At 35.3% G+C, this 19000-nt stretch carries 21 protein-coding genes; 13 read left to right on the plus strand and 8 right to left on the minus strand.

The genetic code is table 11. The annotated features are described in order from the left end of the window. Positions 1-26 precede the first annotated feature (26 nt). From ACVRZD_RS00080 to radC, 6 genes are all read left to right on the plus strand, one after another. Positions 27-1508 carry a glycoside hydrolase family 1 protein gene (locus tag ACVRZD_RS00080; protein WP_447450147.1) on the plus strand — a complete coding sequence of 494 codons (1482 nt, stop codon included), beginning with the start codon at positions 27-29 and terminating at the stop codon, positions 1506-1508. Between the two features lie 22 nt (positions 1509-1530). Continuing rightward, a complete protein-coding gene (locus ACVRZD_RS00085) occupies positions 1531-2148 on the plus strand; it encodes a histidine phosphatase family protein (protein WP_037624419.1) in 618 nt (205 codons plus the stop codon). Between the two features lie 18 nt (positions 2149-2166). Continuing rightward, complete coding sequence (locus tag ACVRZD_RS00090) at positions 2167-3096, plus strand: AEC family transporter (protein WP_037624421.1); 930 nt, start codon at positions 2167-2169, stop codon at positions 3094-3096. Positions 3097-3121: 25 nt separating this feature from the next. Next, on the plus strand, positions 3122-4561 hold the full coding sequence (locus tag ACVRZD_RS00095) for a 6-phospho-beta-glucosidase (protein ID WP_037624423.1): 1440 nt from the start codon (positions 3122-3124) through the stop codon (positions 4559-4561). A gap of 113 nt (positions 4562-4674) precedes the next feature. Then, on the plus strand, positions 4675-5799 hold the full coding sequence (locus tag ACVRZD_RS00100) for an AI-2E family transporter (RefSeq protein WP_447450148.1): 1125 nt from the start codon (positions 4675-4677) through the stop codon (positions 5797-5799). Positions 5800-5851: 52 nt separating this feature from the next. Further along, on the plus strand, positions 5852-6532 hold the full coding sequence (gene radC / locus ACVRZD_RS00105) for a RadC family protein (protein WP_037624427.1): 681 nt from the start codon (positions 5852-5854) through the stop codon (positions 6530-6532). A 2-nt stretch (positions 6533-6534) separates the two neighbouring features. On the opposite strand, the gene ACVRZD_RS00110 is transcribed toward radC, so the two are convergent. From ACVRZD_RS00110 to ACVRZD_RS00140, 7 genes are all read right to left on the minus strand, one after another. After that, positions 6535-7230, minus strand: coding sequence for a gamma-glutamyl-gamma-aminobutyrate hydrolase family protein (locus ACVRZD_RS00110; protein WP_037624429.1), 696 nt, complete (start codon positions 7228-7230; stop codon positions 6535-6537). A gap of 8 nt (positions 7231-7238) precedes the next feature. Further along, positions 7239-7883 (minus strand): redox-sensing transcriptional repressor Rex, encoded by a 645-nt coding sequence (locus tag ACVRZD_RS00115; RefSeq protein WP_037624430.1) that lies wholly within the window; start codon positions 7881-7883, stop codon positions 7239-7241. A 170-nt stretch (positions 7884-8053) separates the two neighbouring features. Then, positions 8054-8263, minus strand: coding sequence for a DUF4649 family protein (locus ACVRZD_RS00120; protein ID WP_037624431.1), 210 nt, complete (start codon positions 8261-8263; stop codon positions 8054-8056). 2 nt (positions 8264-8265) lie between these two features. Continuing rightward, on the minus strand, positions 8266-8613 hold the full coding sequence (locus tag ACVRZD_RS00125) for a DUF1831 domain-containing protein (protein WP_037624432.1): 348 nt from the start codon (positions 8611-8613) through the stop codon (positions 8266-8268). 1 nt (position 8614) lies between these two features. Continuing rightward, positions 8615-9745, minus strand: a complete 1131-nt coding sequence (locus ACVRZD_RS00130; protein WP_037624433.1) for a cysteine desulfurase family protein — start codon at positions 9743-9745, stop codon at positions 8615-8617. Then, on the minus strand, positions 9735-10709 hold the full coding sequence (locus tag ACVRZD_RS00135; protein ID WP_037624435.1) for a ribose-phosphate diphosphokinase: 975 nt from the start codon (positions 10707-10709) through the stop codon (positions 9735-9737). The genes ACVRZD_RS00130 and ACVRZD_RS00135 overlap by 11 nt, the downstream gene beginning before the upstream one ends. Before the next feature lie 120 nt (positions 10710-10829). Beyond that, positions 10830-11402 (minus strand): CYTH domain-containing protein, encoded by a 573-nt coding sequence (locus ACVRZD_RS00140; RefSeq protein ID WP_037624437.1) that lies wholly within the window; start codon positions 11400-11402, stop codon positions 10830-10832. Between the two features lie 92 nt (positions 11403-11494). Here ACVRZD_RS00140 and yjbM point away from each other — a divergent pair, with 92 nt between their 5' ends. The 6 genes from yjbM to ACVRZD_RS00170 all read left to right on the plus strand — a co-directional run bounded on the left by yjbM (position 11495) and on the right by ACVRZD_RS00170 (position 17216). Further along, positions 11495-12166 (plus strand): GTP diphosphokinase, encoded by a 672-nt coding sequence (gene yjbM, locus ACVRZD_RS00145; RefSeq protein WP_037624439.1) that lies wholly within the window; start codon positions 11495-11497, stop codon positions 12164-12166. After that, a complete protein-coding gene (locus ACVRZD_RS00150; protein WP_037624441.1) occupies positions 12141-12977 on the plus strand; it encodes an NAD kinase in 837 nt (278 codons plus the stop codon). The genes yjbM and ACVRZD_RS00150 overlap by 26 nt, the downstream gene beginning before the upstream one ends. Continuing rightward, positions 12974-13879 carry an RluA family pseudouridine synthase gene (locus ACVRZD_RS00155; RefSeq protein ID WP_037624444.1) on the plus strand — a complete coding sequence of 302 codons (906 nt, stop codon included), beginning with the start codon at positions 12974-12976 and terminating at the stop codon, positions 13877-13879. The genes ACVRZD_RS00150 and ACVRZD_RS00155 overlap by 4 nt, the downstream gene beginning before the upstream one ends. A 3-nt stretch (positions 13880-13882) precedes the next feature. Next, positions 13883-14875, plus strand: coding sequence for a phosphate acetyltransferase (gene pta, locus ACVRZD_RS00160; RefSeq protein WP_037624447.1), 993 nt, complete (start codon positions 13883-13885; stop codon positions 14873-14875). Between the two features lie 65 nt (positions 14876-14940). Continuing rightward, positions 14941-15699, plus strand: coding sequence for an SDR family NAD(P)-dependent oxidoreductase (locus ACVRZD_RS00165; RefSeq protein WP_037624450.1), 759 nt, complete (start codon positions 14941-14943; stop codon positions 15697-15699). Positions 15700-15872: 173 nt separating this feature from the next. Then, positions 15873-17216, plus strand: coding sequence for an MFS transporter (locus ACVRZD_RS00170; protein WP_037624452.1), 1344 nt, complete (start codon positions 15873-15875; stop codon positions 17214-17216). Between the two features lie 50 nt (positions 17217-17266). Here ACVRZD_RS00170 and ACVRZD_RS00175 read toward each other — a convergent pair whose 3' ends face one another. Continuing rightward, positions 17267-17956 carry a hypothetical protein gene (locus tag ACVRZD_RS00175; protein ID WP_037624454.1) on the minus strand — a complete coding sequence of 230 codons (690 nt, stop codon included), beginning with the start codon at positions 17954-17956 and terminating at the stop codon, positions 17267-17269. Positions 17957-18114: 158 nt separating this feature from the next. Between ACVRZD_RS00175 and ACVRZD_RS00180 the strand changes: the two genes are divergently transcribed. Further along, entirely contained in the window at positions 18115-18957 is an 843-nt protein-coding gene (locus ACVRZD_RS00180) for a Cof-type HAD-IIB family hydrolase (protein WP_037624456.1), read from the plus strand. The last annotated feature ends 43 nt before the right edge of the window (positions 18958-19000 follow it).

Below are 19000 nucleotides of genomic sequence, written 5' to 3' on the forward strand. Positions count from 1 at the left end.
ATAATAGCCTAAGGAGGAATTAGAAAATGACAAGAGAATTTCCGAAAAAATTTTTATGGGGTGGTGCAACAGCAGCTAATCAATATGAGGGTGCTTGGAATCTAGATGGTCGTGGCCAAGCAACATCAGATACAGCGCGCGCCGTTGCCCCAGAAGAGAGAAAGACTATGGGAGAAGAGTTTACTCATCCAATGAGCCGTGAAAAACTTGATTTTGCATTGACTGATAAGGAAGGTTTATACCCAAAACGTTGGGGTTCTGATTTTTACCACCGTTATAAAGAAGATATTGCCTTAATGGCAGAAATGGGATTTAAAACATTCAGAATGTCAATTGCTTGGTCACGTATTTTTCCAAATGGAGACGATCCAAAACCAAATGAAGCAGGCTTAGCTTTTTACGATGCTGTTTTTGATGAGTTAAATAAGTATGGTATTGAGCCTCTAGTTACCTTATCTCACTATGAATTCCCAATTCACTTGGTAACAGCCTATGGTGGATGGAAAAATCGCAAAGTCATCGACTTCTTTGTTCACTATGCTGAGACCGTTTTTGATCGTTATAAAGGAAAAGTAAAGTATTGGTTAACGTTCAATGAAATTAACATTTTAGGAATAACAGGTTATCTATCTGGAGGGTTGCTTTTTGAAGATGGAGAATTAAACTTGGAAGATATGTATCAAGCTGTTCACCATCAGTTTATTGCATCTAGTCTGGCAACCAAACGGGCCCATGAAATTGATGCTAATAATAAAGTTGGCATGATGCTTGCTCGTTTTGAACAATATGCTGCAACTTGTCACCCAGATGATGTCATGGCATCCATTAAAAAAGATCATGATAATCTATTCTATGCAGATGTTCAAATCCGTGGTAAATATCCAACTTACATGACGCGTTTCTTTAAAGAAAATAATATTAACCTGATTATTGAAGAAGGTGATAAGGAAATTCTGGAACAATACCCAGTAGAATTTATGAGTTTTTCTTATTATATGAGTTCAATTACTCGGAGTCCAAAACATCAAACAGACCAACAAAAGTCAGGTGGCAATCTCATTTTAGGGGAAACCAATCCCTATTTAGAAGCATCAGATTGGGGCTGGCAGATTGATCCAGTTGGTTTACGAATTACGTTAAATAAATTATATGATCGCTATCAAATCCCACTTTTTATTGTTGAAAATGGACTAGGGGCCTTAGATAAGTTAGAAGAAGATGGTTCGGTTCATGATTCTTATCGTATCGACTATCTTCAAAGACACATTGAACAAATGTATGAAGCTATTGAAGATGGTGTTGACTTAATGGGGTATACGATGTGGGGCTGTATTGACTTAATTTCTGCATCGACATCAGAAATGTCGAAACGGTATGGTTTTGTTTATGTCGATGCAGATGATCATGGACATGGAACATTTAATCGTTTTAGAAAAGATTCATTTTATTGGTATAAAGATGTGATTAAAAACCAAGGCAGAAACATATTATCTCAAGAAGTTGACTAAGTAGGGATAAGGAGCAATTGATATGATAAAAAAATGTTACATCATGCGTCATGGGCAGACCTTGTTCAATGTACAAGGTAGAATTCAAGGTGCATGTGATTCTCCTTTGACAGAACTAGGAATTGAACAAGCTAAAACAGCCAAGGACCATTTTGATCAACTCGGTTTGTCATTTAAAACAATTTATTCATCACCGCAAGAACGTGCTTGTGATACAGCAGAAATTGCAAGTGATCGCACTGATATTATTCGACTAAAAGGTCTAAAAGAATGGAATTTTGGCACTTTTGAGGGGCACCCAGAATATCTTAATCCACGTCTACATAAAGAAGATGGTAGTGGTTATAGAGATTATTTTGTGGCCTACGGTGGTGAATCAAATGTTCAAGTTTATGAACGAATGGATAAAACAATTAGAGAAATCATGACTAAGGAAACTGAAGACAACATAAACTTATTTGTTAGCCATGGAGCTTCGATATCCCAATTTTATCGACATAAAACACTAAACCCTCCAATTCTTGATAAAGGAATGCCAAATTGTGCCATACTCGAATTGACATATGATGGAAATGATTTTCAAGTGCAATCTGTCTATAATCCATATAACCATGACTATGTCTTTCAAAGAAAAAAATAAAGAGAGATTTAAACCAATATGCAAGCATTTAACACCTTAGCACCTGTTTTCTTTATGCTTTGTCTTGGCTACTTAGCTAGACGACAGCAATGGTTAACAGTTGACCAAAAGGCAGGAGCAAATGCCTTTATTTTCACAATCTTGTTTCCGATACTGATTTTTCATCTCATCATGACAGCAGAAATCAAGGTATCGACATTTCCGATTGTTCTTTATATCTTTATTGCTTTTCAATTGGCGATGGTCGTTGGAAAGCTCTTAAAACGATTTATTGGGGAGTCATATGCCCACTTTGCTCATTTCCTTTTACCGACAGTAGAAGGAGGTAGTGTTGCTTTACCCCTTTACTTGTCGATTGTAGGCGTTTCTAGTAATACTGTTATTTTTGATTTAGCTGGCGCAGCAACGGCATTTCTTGTGATACCAGTCTTGGTATCTAAAGCAAGTGCATCTAATGCGTCGCTAAAAGAATTAGCTATCTCAACCCTAACTCACCCATTTCTAATAGCCATTTTTCTTGGCTTAATTGCAAATGGTCTGCGCTTAAACCACATGCTCTTACAGGCACCATTTGGCGAGTCATATTATGGTATCATTGAAAAAGCGACATCACCAATAGTAGGAACAATTTTGTTTATTTTAGGATTTGATTTACAATTTGATCCGGACACCTTTAAGTCTATTGCAAGATTATTATTGGTACGCGTTGGATTTTACAGCCTAGTTATTTTTGGCTTCTTCATTTTATTTCCAGTATTAATGACAAATAAAGAGTTTAAAATTGCAGTCTTACTCTATTTTATGTGTCCAACTGGATTTGCGATGCCGGCAATTATTATGCCAGCCTTTAAATCTGGAAAAGATGAACTTTTTTCAGCAACTTTCATTTCATTATCACTTATTGTAACCTTAGTAGTTTATACCTTACTAGTTGTCTTTATGACTTAGATCAATTTATTAAAAAGGAGAAAAGATGTCTAAACAAACAAAATTTCCTAAAAATTTTCTTTGGGGTGGTGCAACAGCTGCCAACCAATGTGAAGGGGCCTACGAAGTCGACGGTCGGGGCCTAGCCAATGTTGATCTTGTTCCAATTGGCGAAGAGCGGTTTTCTATTATTGCTGGTGAACGAAAAATGTTTGATTTTGAAGAGGGGTATTTTTATCCTGCAAAAGAGTCTATTGATTTTTATCACCATTATAAAGAAGATATTGCTTTATTTGCTGAAATGGGCTTTAAAACTTACCGCATGTCTATTGGTTGGTCTCGCATTTTCCCTAAAGGGGATGAAACTGAACCAAATGAAAAAGGGTTAGCCTTCTATGAAAATGTTTTTAAAGAATGCCGAAAATATGGGATTGAACCACTAGTAACCATTACACACTTTGATTGTCCGATGCACTTAATTGAAGAATATGGTGGCTGGCGTAATCGTAAAATGATTGACTTCTATGGCAATCTTTGTCAGGTTATTTTTAACCGATACAAAGGATTAGTTAACTACTGGTTGACTTTCAATGAAATTAATATGATTTTACATGCGCCATTCATGGGGGCTGGCATTTGTTTTGAAGAAGGCGAAAATAAGGAAGAAGTGAAATTTCAAGCCGCACATCATGAATTGGTAGCGTCAGCTTTGGCAACTAAAATCGCTCATGAAGTAGATCCAAATAATAAAGTTGGTTGTATGTTAGCAGCTGGGCAATATTACCCGAATACATGTGATCCGAAAGACTATTGGGCTGGTATGAAAGAAGATCGTGAGAATTATTTCTTTATTGACGTTCAGGCGCGTGGTTATTATCCAAACTATGCTTTGAAGAAATTTAAGCGTGATCAGTTGCATATCAAAATGACTGAAGAAGATTTAGCATTATTAAAAGCACATACAGTTGATTTCATTTCATTTTCTTACTATTCTAGCCGTGTCGCGTCTGGTGACCCAAAAGTAAATGAACAAACACAAGGTAATATCTTTGCCTCAATCAAAAATCCTTATCTAGACTCGTCTGAATGGGGCTGGCAAATTGATCCACTTGGTATGCGTATCACGATGAATGCTATTTGGGACCGTTATCAGAAACCACTCTTTGTTGTTGAAAATGGTCTTGGAGCAGTAGATAGACCTGATGAGAACGGCTATGTAGAGGATGATTATCGAATCGATTACCTTCGTCAGCATATTCAAGCAATGAATGATGCAATTAATAAGGATGGTGTTGAATTGTGGGGCTACACGACGTGGGGCTGTATTGACTTAGTTTCTGCCGGAACCGGTGAAATGAAAAAACGATATGGCTTTATCTATGTTGATCGTGACAACAAGGGTAAAGGAACACTAAAGCGATCTAAGAAAAAATCATTTGATTGGTATAAAAAAGTTATTGCAAGTCAAGGTGCAGATTTAGAGTAACCACATTATTTTTATTCGGACATCTCAAAGAAGCCGTTTTATTGGCTTCTTTTTGATACAAATAGTGAGGATAATGAAAGATAATTAGTGTATAATATAAGAAAGGAGTTATAATGAAATTTGAAAAAAAACAAGTCTTTAACTTAGTTCTCTTATTTGTCATTTGTTATGCTATAAAGGCAAATTGGCAGACTGGGGCATCTATTATTAAAACGATTTATAGGACAAGCTTACCTTTTTTATATGGAGCAGCACTTGCCTATATAGTCAATATTGTTATGAGTACTTATGAAGCTGGCATAAGTAAAGTCATCAAAGGAGATCAATTTCCTGGATTAAAAAGAGCTATTTCAATGATATTAGCTTATTTAACCTTTTTTATTTTATTCATTTGGATTATTTCAATTGTTATTCCAGATTTAATTGCGAGTTTATCATTGATGTTGCAGTTTGATCCAGGATCTATCAAATCTGTTGTGCATAACTTGAGTCATAATCAACTCATTTCGAGAATCATTGATTATTCTGGTGGTGTTTCCGCTATTGCGAAAACGATTACAAATTATAGTCATCAATTATTGCAACAATTGCTTTCTGTTTTTACAAATATTTTGACGTCAGTTACTATTATTGCTTCAGCAGTTATCAGTCTCTTTGTCAGTTTTGTCTTCTCACTTTATGTATTAGCTAATAAAGAACAATTATGTCGACAAGGAAATATCCTTGTTGATACCTACACTGGCATTTATGGTCAACGGATTCATTATTTTGTTGGTCTTCTCCATAGCCGTTTTCGTGGTTTCTTTGTTGGTCAAAGTATCGAAGCTGTTATTTTGGGAAGTTTAACAGCAATTGGAATGTTTATTTTACAGATTCCGTTTGCTGCAACGATTGGTGTATTAGTTGCTTTTACAGCACTAATACCAGTGGTAGGAGCTTATATTGGCTTGATCATTGGCTTTATTTTAATTATGACGCAGTCGATGTCACAAGCTATTATCTTTGTTGTCTTTTTAGTAGTTTTACAACAATTTGAAGGGAATTTAATCTATCCTCGTGTCGTTGGTAGTTCAATTAAATTACCAGGCATGTGGGTTTTGATGGCTATTACCGTTGGAGCTGCCTTAAATGGAATTATTGGGATGATTGTTGCAGTTCCTTTAGTAGCAACCTTCTATCAGATTATTCGAGATAACGTTGAGAAAAAACAAGCGATTCAAAAAAAACAAGTTTCTTAAAGAAAGAAACTTGTTTTTTTTCGAATAGTTCTGTTAGAAGGAGTAATTGAAAATGTACAATATCAAGATAGATGAAGAATCATTAATGCCACGAGAACGCCTCATTAGCTTGGGAGCTGAAATGTTAAGTAATCAAGAGTTGCTTGCAATCATTCTAAGAACGGGAAGTAAGGACAAACCTGTTCTAGAATTATCTGCCTATATATTAAAAGGTTTAGAGCAATTGTCAGATTTTAAAAAATTATCCTTACAGGAGCTACAACAAATAGCTGGTATTGGAAAAGTAAAGTCAGTCGAGATCAAAGCAATGATTGAGTTGTCAAAACGGATTTTAGCAAGTGATGACAAACAAGAAGGTCAACTACTATCCACTTATCAAGTTGCACAAAGAATGATTAAACTACTTGGTGAAAAGAAGCAAGAACATTTGTTAGCCATTTATTTAGATACTCAAAACAGAATTATTGAAGAAAAAACAATTTTTATTGGAAGTGTTAGGCGCTCAATTGCAGAGCCTAGAGAAATATTACACTACGCTTGTAAAAATATGGCAACTAGCCTAATTATTGTTCATAATCATCCATCAGGTCTTGCAAATCCAAGTGATAATGATATTCATTTTACTAAAAAAATAAAACAATCATGTGATCAAATAGGCATAAATTGCTTAGATCACATCATCGTTGGAAAGAAAGATTATTATAGCTTTAGAGAAAAATCTGAAATATTTTAGTGTCAATAGGTATTAATAAAATAATCAAAAAGTTGAAAATCAGCATTTGAAATGTGTTGAAGTAGTTCAGGGTGCCATTGCACGCCAATAAATTGAAAAGTTGGATCGTTTGAAACGACTGCTTCAATTGTGTTATCACGAGGATCCCGCGAGATCACTTCCAAACCATTTCCTAACTCTTTAATACTTTGATGATGGAAGGAATTTATTGAGGCTTTTTCACCGTAAATTGAAAATAAGAAAGAGTCCTTATTTGTGATAATGTCATGATGATAAGAATCTGAAGGCATTTTTTGCCAGTGATTGGGAATGTTTTGATTTAATGTTCCGCCTAGGATAACATTCATTAATTGAAGACCTCGACAAATGCCTAAAATGGGTTTTCCTTGTCTCCTTGCCTCATTAATAATGGCAATTTCATACACATCTCTTTCAAGAAAGAAATCGTCATCAAAGGCTTCCTTTGATTGGTTGTAAAATTTAGGATCAACATTTTGTCCGCCAATTAATATAATTTTATCAACAAGTGACACATGTTGTTTAGCAGTCTCTTCATTTCCAATAGGAAGGAGAATGGGGGTGGCATTTGCTTTCATAACAGCATCAGAAAAACCTGCAAGGGCATAGGTCCAAGGCAGGTCATCTAAAGCTATATTTAGTCGTTGATTGGCTGAAATGCCAACTAGAGGCTTAGTCATGCTAACTCCTATAATGTGTTATTTTGGTTCATGAAATAAAGAAGTGTTTGTAATTCACTTGTTAAATCAACATATTGAACGATGACATCTTTAGGTACTTGCAAATGAACAGGTGAGAAGCTTAAAATTCCTTTAATTCCTGCAGTAATCAGTTGATCAGCAACCTCTTGTGCATGATCACTTTGAACAGTTAAGATAGCAGTTTCAATATCGGTTGCTTTGACATGTTCTTTAATAGTTGAGATGCCATAGATAGGGATACCATCAGAAGTTTTAGTTCCAACAATTGGATTATCATCAGTGTCAAATCCCATTGCAATTTGCATTTTATTGCGATCGTGGAAACGGTAATGAAGTAATGCGCGTCCAATGTTACCAACACCTACAATTAAAACATTAGTAGTAGAATGGTCATTTAGTAAATCTGCAAAAAAGTTCATTAATTTAGTCACATCGTAACCAAATCCACGGCGACCTAGTTCACCAAAATAAGAAAAGTCACGGCGAACAGTTGCTGAATCGATCCCCATTGCATCAGCAATTTGTTTAGAACTTGCTTTTTCAACTTGGTCAGCATGAAATCTTTTAAAAATACGATAGTAGAGTGATAAGCGCTTTGCAGTCGCTTTTGGAATTGATTTGTCAATAACCACGGTAGTAGCTCCTTTGAAATAATTTACTGTATTAATCTTATTCTATTGTAACAAATACTTTGTGAAAAATGCAACATTAAAGCTACTATTATTGAAAAAATTAGAAAATTCATCTAAAATTGCACAAAAAAACCACTAATGATGTCCTAATCATTAGTGATTCAGAAATGTTAGCTCTGCAAATGTAGAAGGTAAAAATAAAGATCGCCATAAGTTCCTTTGTAGTCCAAAGCTTTTCCATCAACTGTAACAGATTGAACGGGGTGATAATCTGGTGTTGAAATATCACAGGAAACTTGAGCTCTTTCAAATTCCTTGAAATCTGAAAATCGGACAGTTTTACATTGTTTGCTCTCATTTAAAAAACTTACTTCAATCATTTTTAATTAGCTGTTTTTATGAAAATATCGCGTTCAACTAGACTATCCATTAAAAAGTAAAATTTATCTTGAATAATCTTATGGTCCGCGGATTTAAAAATATTAACTAAACGGAGACCAGATTGGTCCGTAATTGTTAATTTAAAGGCATTCAAATCTTTATTAATCGTAATTTTTAAAGGAAAACCATTGCCTGAATTTGGAACTTCCTCTAAGAGTCTTGTTAATTCATAGTGACCAAGTTTAGTCTCGCTAAATGTTGTATCACGTAATGTGTATTTTTTTACTTTAGGACTAATTGTATATGTATATTTACAGTTTTTTAAAGTGATTTCTTTTTCAAAAGCCATATTAATCTCCTATGATATGAATGATTTCTTTTACAAATTGATTAACTTCTTCAATAGTATTTTGATCAGAAAAGCTAATTCGCAGTGATTCAGATAATTGCTGCGCATTTTTACCATAGTAACTTTCTAATACATGACTTGGTTCAACAGTCCCTGCAGTACAAGCTGAACCTGTAGAGACTGCAATGCCAGCTAAATCTAAACGAGTTAAAAGCATAGCATTCTGATGACTTGGAAAACCAAGATTAATCACATGTGGTAAAGAGTGGTTACTTTTATTGAGATAAAAATTAGAGCTCTGCAATTGATCTAAAAGATGGTCTTTTAACTGGTTGACATGACAATAATTAATTTCCATATTTTGAAAAGCATCAGTTAAGGCTTGTGTCATTCCAACAATCCCAATTAAATTTTCGGTACCTGAACGTCGTTTTTCTTCCTGATCTCCACCATGAAGCAGTGGGTCGAATAACAATTGATTGTGATAAAGGAAGCCGACACCCTTTGGGCCATGAAATTTATGAGCAGAAGCAGTTAAAAAATCAATACCTAACTCCTCAGGTAATACATTTAGTTTACCTATCGCTTGAACGGCATCAACATGAAAAGCAGCTTGATGATTTTGTAATAAGTGACCAACTTCAGCAATAGGTAGCAAATCACCAGTTTCATTGTTTGCTGCCATCATGCTAACTAAAATAGTATCTGGTCTTAAGGCTTGTTTGACATCCTCAAGGGTAATAATACCATTAGGAGCTTCTATATAAGTCACTTCAAAACCAAAATGTTTTTCAAGGTACTCCATAGTGTGTAGTACGGAATGATGCTCAATAGCTGTAGTAATGAGATGTTTTCCCTGATTTTGATGAGCTAATGCATAGCCTTTTATAGCAGTATTGTTGCTTTCTGTTCCACCTGAGGTAAAGATTAGCTGACGGCTATCAACGTGAAGCAGGTTAGCAATGCTTTGTCTGCAATCTCTTAGCACTTTACTTGCTTGTCTACCGTAGGAATGGATACTGGATGGATTAGCAAAATTAGAAGCCATGACATCAGTCATGGCAGCAATTACAGAATCACTGAGTGCAGTTGTGGCTGCATTATCGAAATAGATTTGTTTGTTATTTTTCATTGTTTGTGTCGAAAGCAAAGAGTGGACTTAGTGGTCTTCTTTCATGAATTCTAATAATAGCATCACCAATTAATTGACTAGCTGTGATGTATTTAACATTATTTGGAATACGATTGGCTGTTTTAACGGAATCAGTAACCAGAATTTCTTTAATTGGTGCAGTTTCTAGGACATCAGCAGCACCTCCAGCAAAGAGACCATGACTTGACACGGCATATATTTCAGTTGCTCCGCCACGTTCCAATATCTTAGCACCTTCAGCAAATGTTTTCCCAGTATTCAAGATATCATCAATTAAGATTGCTTTTTTACCAGCGACATCACCAATGATGAAACCTTGTTCACGCTCAGAATCATCCTGAGCATAGTCAATAATAGCAATTGGAGAATCCAGATATTCAGCTAGAGAGCGAGCTCGTTTAATGCCAGAATTTTTTGGACTAACAACAACAACGTCATTACCAGAAAGACCTTGTTTACAATATTCTTTTGCAAATAATGGAATAGTGAACAGATTATCTACAGGAATATCAAAGAAACCTTGAACTTGGACAGCATGTAAATCTAATGTTAGAACACGATCAATACCTGCCTTAGTTAACATGTTTGCCACAAGTTTAGCTGTAATTGGTTCACGAGATTTTGCAATACGGTCTTGGCGTGAATACCCGAAATAAGGCAAGACAACATTGACTGTATTAGCAGAGGCACGTTTGCAGGCATCTATCATGATTAAAAGTTCCCATAGGTTATCATTTACTGGGAAACTGGTTGATTGGATAATATAAATATCATCACCACGAACAGTTTCTTCAATGTTAATCATTATTTCACCATCTGAGAATTGACGTGATGAAATTTTTCCTAAAGGAATGCCAGATGCCTCAGAAATCTTTTCTGCAATTGGAAGATTTGAAGTAAGAGAAAACAGTTTGATTTGCTTATCAGCATATCGTTCAGTCATTAGAGATTGTGCTCCTTGTGTTTTTGAGGAATAGAAGTCAAACAAAATTAACCCTATTCTAGCTTTTATCAACAGTCTCATTTTATCAAAAAATATGAAAAAAATCAGTTATTTATCTGTTTAAATTTGCTCTTTTAATGTTTTGCTGAATCGGGCAACTTTACTTTTGGCAAATTTAAAGGAAATGTGATTATCATTTAAGAATTGTTGAAAATCATTTTCCCCTTTTGAGGCATCTTCAACTTCAAGTTCCAACTCATAGTCTTTGATATTAGCATACTGATTATAGTCCAATGCCATTTTTCCAATTTCAGTCTCTATTTCACGTCGTACAGTAGTCAGATGACCAAAGCAAGCTAATTGCAATTGATTGATATCTAGTGTATCAATAATGTCTTTAATTGATGATTGTGGTAATGAGAAGTCTTTAACCAGGGCTTTTGCATCTGTTAATGATAAGTCAACATTATACTCTCTGTTACCTACTATTTCAGGGACTTTGAGCGTAATTTCAGCTTTATCAGGCAAGGTTCTAATTCTCAGAGACATACGATTAGCCTTTAAGGCAAAAGTAGGCGTGTCAATATAATAATTTGTTTGCGTTATAGGAGGAATGTGTGATAATTTTGTGAGTAGTCGGTTATACTCATCCTTTGTTAATAAAGTTTTGTATTCAATTTCTAGGTTAGTCATGCAAATTCCTTTTGTTGGTCTTTTGTGCTATAATTAATTGTTATTTCAATTCTATATTAAAGACGAAATTTTGACAAGAAAGGAGTGATAGCGTGGCAGTAGATTGGGAAGAATTTTTAGATCCGTACATTCAAACAGTCGGAGAATTAAAAATTAAATTACGTGGTATTCGTAAACAGTTTAGAAAACAAAATCGCTATTCACCAATTGAGTTCGTAACAGGACGTGTTAAATCTGTTGAAAGTATTAAAGAGAAGATGAAATTGCGTGGTGTTCTCGAAGAAAACATTACGCAAGACATACAAGATATTGCTGGCTTGCGTATCATGGTTCAATTTGTCGACGATGTTGATGAGGTATTGAATCTGTTACGGCATCGGCAAGATATGTCTATCGTCTATGAACGTGATTATATTAGAAATATGAAATCGTCTGGATATCGTTCTTATCATGTTGTCGTCGAATACCCTGTTGACACGATTGATGGACAAAAGAAAGTTTTAGCTGAAATTCAAATTAGAACGTTAGCCATGAACTTTTGGGCAACAATTGAACATTCACTAAATTATAAATATCAAGGTGAATTTCCAGAAGAAATAAAGAAAAGATTATCAACAACTGCAAAAATCGCTTTAGAACTTGACGAGGAAATGCGAAAAATTCGTGAAGATATTAGAGATGCTCAGTTAATGTTTGATCCAGTTAGTCGCAATTTAAGTGATGGTGTAGGAAACAGTGATGACTCAGATGAATTATACAGATAAAGCTACTCGAGTAGCAATAATTGCTAATGGAAAATACCAAAGTAAGCGTGTCGCTTCGAAGCTTTTTTCTGTTTTTAAAGATGACCCAGATTTTTATTTAGCTAAAAAAAATCCGGATGTTGTTATTTCTATTGGTGGTGATGGTATGCTCCTGTCAGCATTTCACATGTATGAAAAGGAATTGGATAAAGTTCGCTTTGTAGGTGTTCATACGGGACATCTTGGGTTTTATACTGACTACCGTGATTTTGAGGTAGAGAATTTAATTGAAAACCTGAGAATGGATAAAGGGGAGAAGATTTCTTATCCCATTCTTAAAGTGAAAATTTCACTTGAAGATGGGCGCATTATTACTGCACGGGCTTTGAACGAAGCAACAATAAAAAGAATTGAAAAAACAATGGTGGCAGATGTCATTATTAACAACGTCAGGTTTGAAACCTTCCGTGGTGATGGTTTATCAGTTTCAACACCAACTGGAAGTACAGCCTACAATAAATCTTTAGGCGGGGCAATTCTACATCCTACAGTTGAGGCTCTACAATTGACTGAAATTTCTAGTCTTAATAATTTAGTCTTTCGTACTGTTGGTTCCTCTCTGATCATCCCTAAGAAGGACAAGATTGAGGTCTTGCCACAACGAACTGGTATTTATACGGTTTCCATTGATAATAAAACTTACAATTTGAAAAATGTTATTAAAGTAGAATATTTTATTGATGAAAAGAAAATTAATTTTGTTGCGACTTCGAGTCATACGAGCTTTTGGGAAAGGGTTAAAGATGCCTTTATCGGTGAGATTGAGTCATGAGATTTGATTATGTCGCAGATCGTCGTACTAAGGTCAAAACACTTTTAAAGGGATATGATGTATCAAAAGGGCTTCTTGCGAAGGTCAAGTATCGCGGTGGAAAAATTTTGGTTAATGAAGAGGAGCAAAATGCCATCTATCTTTTGGATGTCGGTGATATTGTGACGATTCTGATTCCAGATGAGCAGCCTTTTGAAAAACTTGAAGCAGTATCGCATCCCTTGGATATCGTTTATGAGGATGATCATTTTCTTGTATTAAATAAGCCTTACGGCTTTGCCAGTATTCCAAGTGCACTTCACTCAAATACGATTGCTAATTTTATTAAAGCTTACTATTTAGAAAAAGATTATCCTAATAAGCAAGTTCACATTGTTACTCGTTTAGACAGAGATACAAGTGGATTGATGCTTTTTGCAAAACATGGCTATGCACATGCTAGATTAGATAAACAGTTGCAATCACGTTCGATAGATAAACGGTATTTTGCATTAGTATCAGGTAATGGTCAATTACCTGACAGTGGAGAAATTATTGAACCTATTGGCCGTTCTAAAGATAGTATTATTACAAGAGCAGTTGACCCAATGGGTAAGTATGCAAAGACGACATATGAAGTTGTTGGCCGTTTTGCAGAAAATGTTCATTTAGTAGATATTAAATTACATACAGGTAGAACTCACCAGATTAGAGTTCATTTCTCACATATTGGTTTTCCACTTCTTGGTGACGATCTTTATGGAGGACGATTAGACCTTGGTATAACAAGGCAGGCCTTACATTGTCATTCTTTGACTTTTTATAATCCATTTATAGAAAAAGAGAGTAATTATTCAATTGATTTGACAGATGACCTTGATAAGGTTATTCTAGACTTATCAAAAAAATTAATTGAGGTGTAAAAAATGAATATTAGAAGTTTGTTCGGTAGTTTACGTGAAAAAGTTGTTGGCAAAAACATGAAAATCGTATTTCCAGAAGGAAATGATGAACGTGTTGTTCGTGCAGCTGCTCGTCTGAAATTTGAGGGTCTTGTTGAACCAATTATTTTAGGTAAACCGGACGAAGTTCATAGCATTTTAACTAAACTCGGTTTCCAAAATCAAGAATATATTATTATCTATCCTGAAGATTATGCTGAATTTGAACAAATGAAAAAAGAATTTGTTGAAATTCGTAAAGGAAAAGCAACTTTAGAGGATGCTGATAAATTGCTTAAAGACGTTAACTATTTTGGTGTCATGTTAGTTAAAATGGGACTTGCTGATGGAATGGTTTCTGGTGCTGCCCATTCCACTGCGGACACGGTTCGTCCTGCTTTACAAATTATTAAAACACAACCAGGTATTTCACGTACGTCAGGTGTTTTCTTAATGAATCGTGAAAATACAAATGAACGTTATATTTTTGCTGACTGTGCTATCAATATCGACCCAAATGCACAAGAATTAGCTGAAATTGCTGTTAATACTGCGGCAACTGCTAAAATTTTTGATATTGATCCTAAAATTGCTATGTTAAGCTTCTCAACAAAAGGGTCTGGTAAAGCACCACAAGTTGAAAAAGTAGCTGAGGCAACAAAAATCGCAAAAGAATTAGCACCTGAATTAACACTCGATGGTGAATTACAATTTGATGCTGCATTCGTTCCTGAAACTGCAGCAATCAAAGCCCCAGACTCAACTGTTGCTGGACAAGCAAATACATTTATTTTCCCTGATTTACAATCAGGAAATATTGGCTACAAAATCGCACAACGTCTAGGAATGTTTGACGCTATTGGCCCAATTTTACAAGGTTTAAATAAACCGGTAAATGATTTATCCCGTGGATCAAGTGCAGAAGATATTTATAAACTAGGTATTATTACTGCTGCGCAAGCCTTGGAAAACAAATAATTAATAGAGTGGACTTGACCCCTTTGAAGGGTTAATCCACTTTTCTTTTCGAAGAGGAGAAACATATGTCAAAAAAAATAGCCTGTGTAACAGGAGCCTCTGCAGGTTTTGGTACAGCAATTGTTGCCAAATTAGTTGAAGATGGGTATAAAGTCATCATGATAGCCCGACGCTTAGATAAATTAAATCAACTACAAAATCAATTTGGTCAGGAAACTGTTTACCCACTTCAAATGGATATTACTCAAATAGATATCGTAAAAAACGGCTTAGAGTCTTTACCTGAAGAATGGCGTGCCATAGATCTTTTAGTGAATAATGCAGGCTTAGCGATAGGTTTGGATAAGGCTTATGAGGCGAAGTTTGAAGATTGGATGACGATGATTAATACTAATATCGTCGGCTTGACTTTTTTGACAAGACAAATTCTACCTCAAATGGTCGAAAGAAATAGTGGAATGATTATTAATTTGGGATCAACAGCTGGAACAATTCCTTATCCTGGTGGTAATATTTATGGAGCTACTAAGGCTTTCGTCAAACAGTTTTCATTAAATTTACGAGCTGATTTAGCTGGTACAAAGATAAGAGTGACAACTATTGAGCCTGGTTTGTGTGAGGGAACAGAGTTTTCATCGGTTCGCTTCGGTGGAGATCAAGAAAGAGTAGCCGCTATTTATAGAGGAGCACATGCCATCCAAGCTGTTGATATTGCTAATACCGTCAGTTGGATTATTAATCAGCCTGAACATGTAAATATTAATCGGATTGAAATGATGCCTGTGAGTCAGTCCTATGGTCCACAACCAGTCTTTAGAGATTAAAACATTTAAAAATAGGCTTTTCAACTTAGCTATTATCTGTTAGAATAGATAGTGCTCTAACGGCAATACAATATAAATTTAATTGAAGCAATTAAATGGGTACTGAGATTATTTCTAGTGCCCTTTTGTAGTGATTATCTACTAACTTAAATCTATCGTCTATCGAGGTAACTATGAAAACAAATCAATGGCATGTTATGCCAGCAATTATTTCCACAGCCATCTTAAGCTTTTGTGGTGTTTTAATTGAAACATCAATGAATGTCACCTTCCCAGAGTTAATGTCACTTTTCTCAGTTGGACCTGCAGCAATTCAGTGGTTAACGACAGCTAATTTATTAGCAGTTGCCGTTATTGTTCCTCTGTCTGCTTATTTAATCAGAAATTATTCAGAAAGACATATCTTTATCTTAGCTAATAGTTTATTTCTACTTGGGATGGCTATTGATAGCATTGCTCCAAGCTTAGCTATTTTATTGATTGGGCGAGTTTTACAAGGTATGGGAACTGGTATTGCCTTGCCGTTACTCTTTCATATCATAATGAGTCGAGTTGATTTTGAAAAGAGGGGACTAGTGATGGGGGTAGCAACCATGACTACTTCACTAGCGCCAGCAATTGGACCAAGCTATGGTGGTATTATTTTAGCTTACATGGGTTGGCAAATGATTTTTATCATGCTGTTTCCATTGATACTCCTATCAACCTTTTTCGGATTGAGATCTATTCCAAGTAGAAGCGTTCCAATCATTGAGAAAGTTAATTGGCTAGCTTTTGCTGTTTTGGGAATTGCATTGTCAACTCTATTAATTGCTATTGAGCAATTATCTTTGGTTTTGCTAATTATCAGTTTAGTATCATTCTTTTTGTTCTATACATTTAATAAAAAAAATACCTTATTAAATATCACTGTTTTTAAAAACAAACCTTATGTGATTCTTCTATTTGGTGTTTTAACCTACCAAATGATTCCTTTAGGCTTATCTTTTATACTACCTAACCATTTACAGTTAGTGTTGAAGACAGGATCTGTTAATGCGGGGCTCTTTATGTTCCCAGGTGCGATCTTAGCAGCAATCCTTTATCCATTATCTGGACATATTTTAGACCGTATGGGAGCCTTTAAGCCACTTTTCTTTGGCTTATTCCTTTCAATCCTTGGGCTAGGTTTGATGTCAGTAGCACTAATGGGCAAATCAACTCTGTTTTTACTTGGGTCAGACATTTTGGTAAAAGCAGGAATGGGAATTGGTGCCAGTAATATGATTACCTCAGCCTTATCTAAACTCGAAAAGCATGTAGAAGCAGATGGTAATAGTGTTTTAAATACCCTTCAACAATTTGCAGGAGCATTTGCTACTGCCGTTTCCTCACAATTCTTTGCCTTAGGTCAAGCTAGTCAACATTTAAATGGTGAAAGTATTGGTGGACGCAATGCTGTATACTTCATTTTAGTTTTTGTAGTTGTTACGTTTATCAATATCATTTATTTAAAAAAACGTCACGTCATTGCATGAGAAAAAGCCTTAATCTGAGATTAAGGCTTTTTCAATAGCTGAGCTCTTTTTTAGAGATCGTCTGAAATGGAGGGACCAGAGATGACATCTGACCATCCCACAATAGCTTGTGCTGTTTCCTCTAAATAATCAGCCAAGATAGGTTTGATGTCCTGAATATAATCAATGCTTCCTATATAGTGTCCCTCTTTATTCTTTACTGCTTGGTATGTTTGATAGTAGATATGATCGGCAGAAGCAGATGCTAATAGAAAATGTTTAGTAGCTGGACTGGTTGATTGATGCAATTGTTTATAAATCCAAGGTTCTACCTGTGTGTCATCATCTTCAAAGAAACTCCCATTAAACTGATGGTTATGATAAGTAATGTGACCGGAATAATCAGCTTGCCGAATTTGAAATGGGAAATGGTTTAGCACTTGCTCTGATAGTGTCAGATAAAAGCTCGTTATTTTTTGATTTAGAGTTGAGAACTGTTTGATATCCACCCGGCCTTCTGATGATAAAAAGTCAGGATTATTGAGCTCTGCATTAGTAAAGATGAGTTGAGGTAGTGGTATTGTAGTGTCTTTGTTATCACTAAAAACTGCATGGAAGTCTCCGCTATTTTCCATAGGAAAAGAAGCTGAAATAGTCACCTGAAATAGGTGAGAAAATGCTTCTTGGAGGAAGTGATAAAATAAATCGTGTTCCTTACTAGATGCCGGATTTAGGGCTAAAATGTTATATCTTGTTGTCATATTATCATAATAGCGACTTTTTTGAGAAATAGCAATTTTACTGACTTTAAAGTCTTGGCTGAAATTTCATAGAATAGTATCATCATATAACACTAAAAGCCTAGTTAAAAGTGCAATTGAATAGTATAATCTTCTTAAGAAATTATTGAGGTGAATACATGTCAAAAAAAATTATCTTTTTAGATGTTGATGGAACTTTGGTCGATTACCATAATCGTATTCCGGAATCAGCTATTAGTGCCATTCAAAAAGCACGTGCAAATGGCCATTTAGTTTTGGTATCTACGGGACGTAGCCGTGCAGAAATGCAAGATGAAATTTGGTCTATTGGCATTGATGGAATGATCGGTGGTAATGGCTCATATGTTGAATACCATGAGCAAGTCATCATGCATCAATTAATTTCAAAGGAAGAGACTAAACATATTGTTGATTGGTTACATGAGCGAGGGTTAGAGTTTTACCTAGAATCTAATAATGGACTTTTTGCTAGTGAGAACTTTAAAGATGCGGCTCGCCCAGTTATGCAAACTTATGTTATGCGAAAAGGTAAAACCTTAGAGGAAGTACAAGGTATGGAAGCCGAAGATGCTTTACATGGCCTTGTGTATGGTGGAGAACTTTATCGTGATGATTTAAATAAAGTATCCTTCATTTTAAACTCTTACCAAGATCATTTAGATTCTAAAGAGGAGTTTCCTGAATTAATGGCTAATACTTGGGGAGGACGTGGGGAAACTGCACTTTTTGGTGACCTTGGTGTTAAAAACATTACAAAGGCTCATGCAATAGATGTCCTTCTAAAGCATTTACAAAAGGATAAAAAAGATACCATTGCTTTTGGTGATGCTAAAATTGATATCCCGATGTTAGAATATTGTGAAATAGGTGTTTCTATGGGAAATGGTGGCCCTGAAATTTTAGCAATGGCGGATATGATTACAGATGACGTCGAAGAAGATGGTCTTTACAAGGCTTTTGAAAAATTAGGACTTCTCTAAAACATCAAGTCGGTGATTTTTCATCGACTTTTTGTTTGTCTTA

The sequence above is a fragment of the Streptococcus hongkongensis genome, from assembly GCF_053206145.1.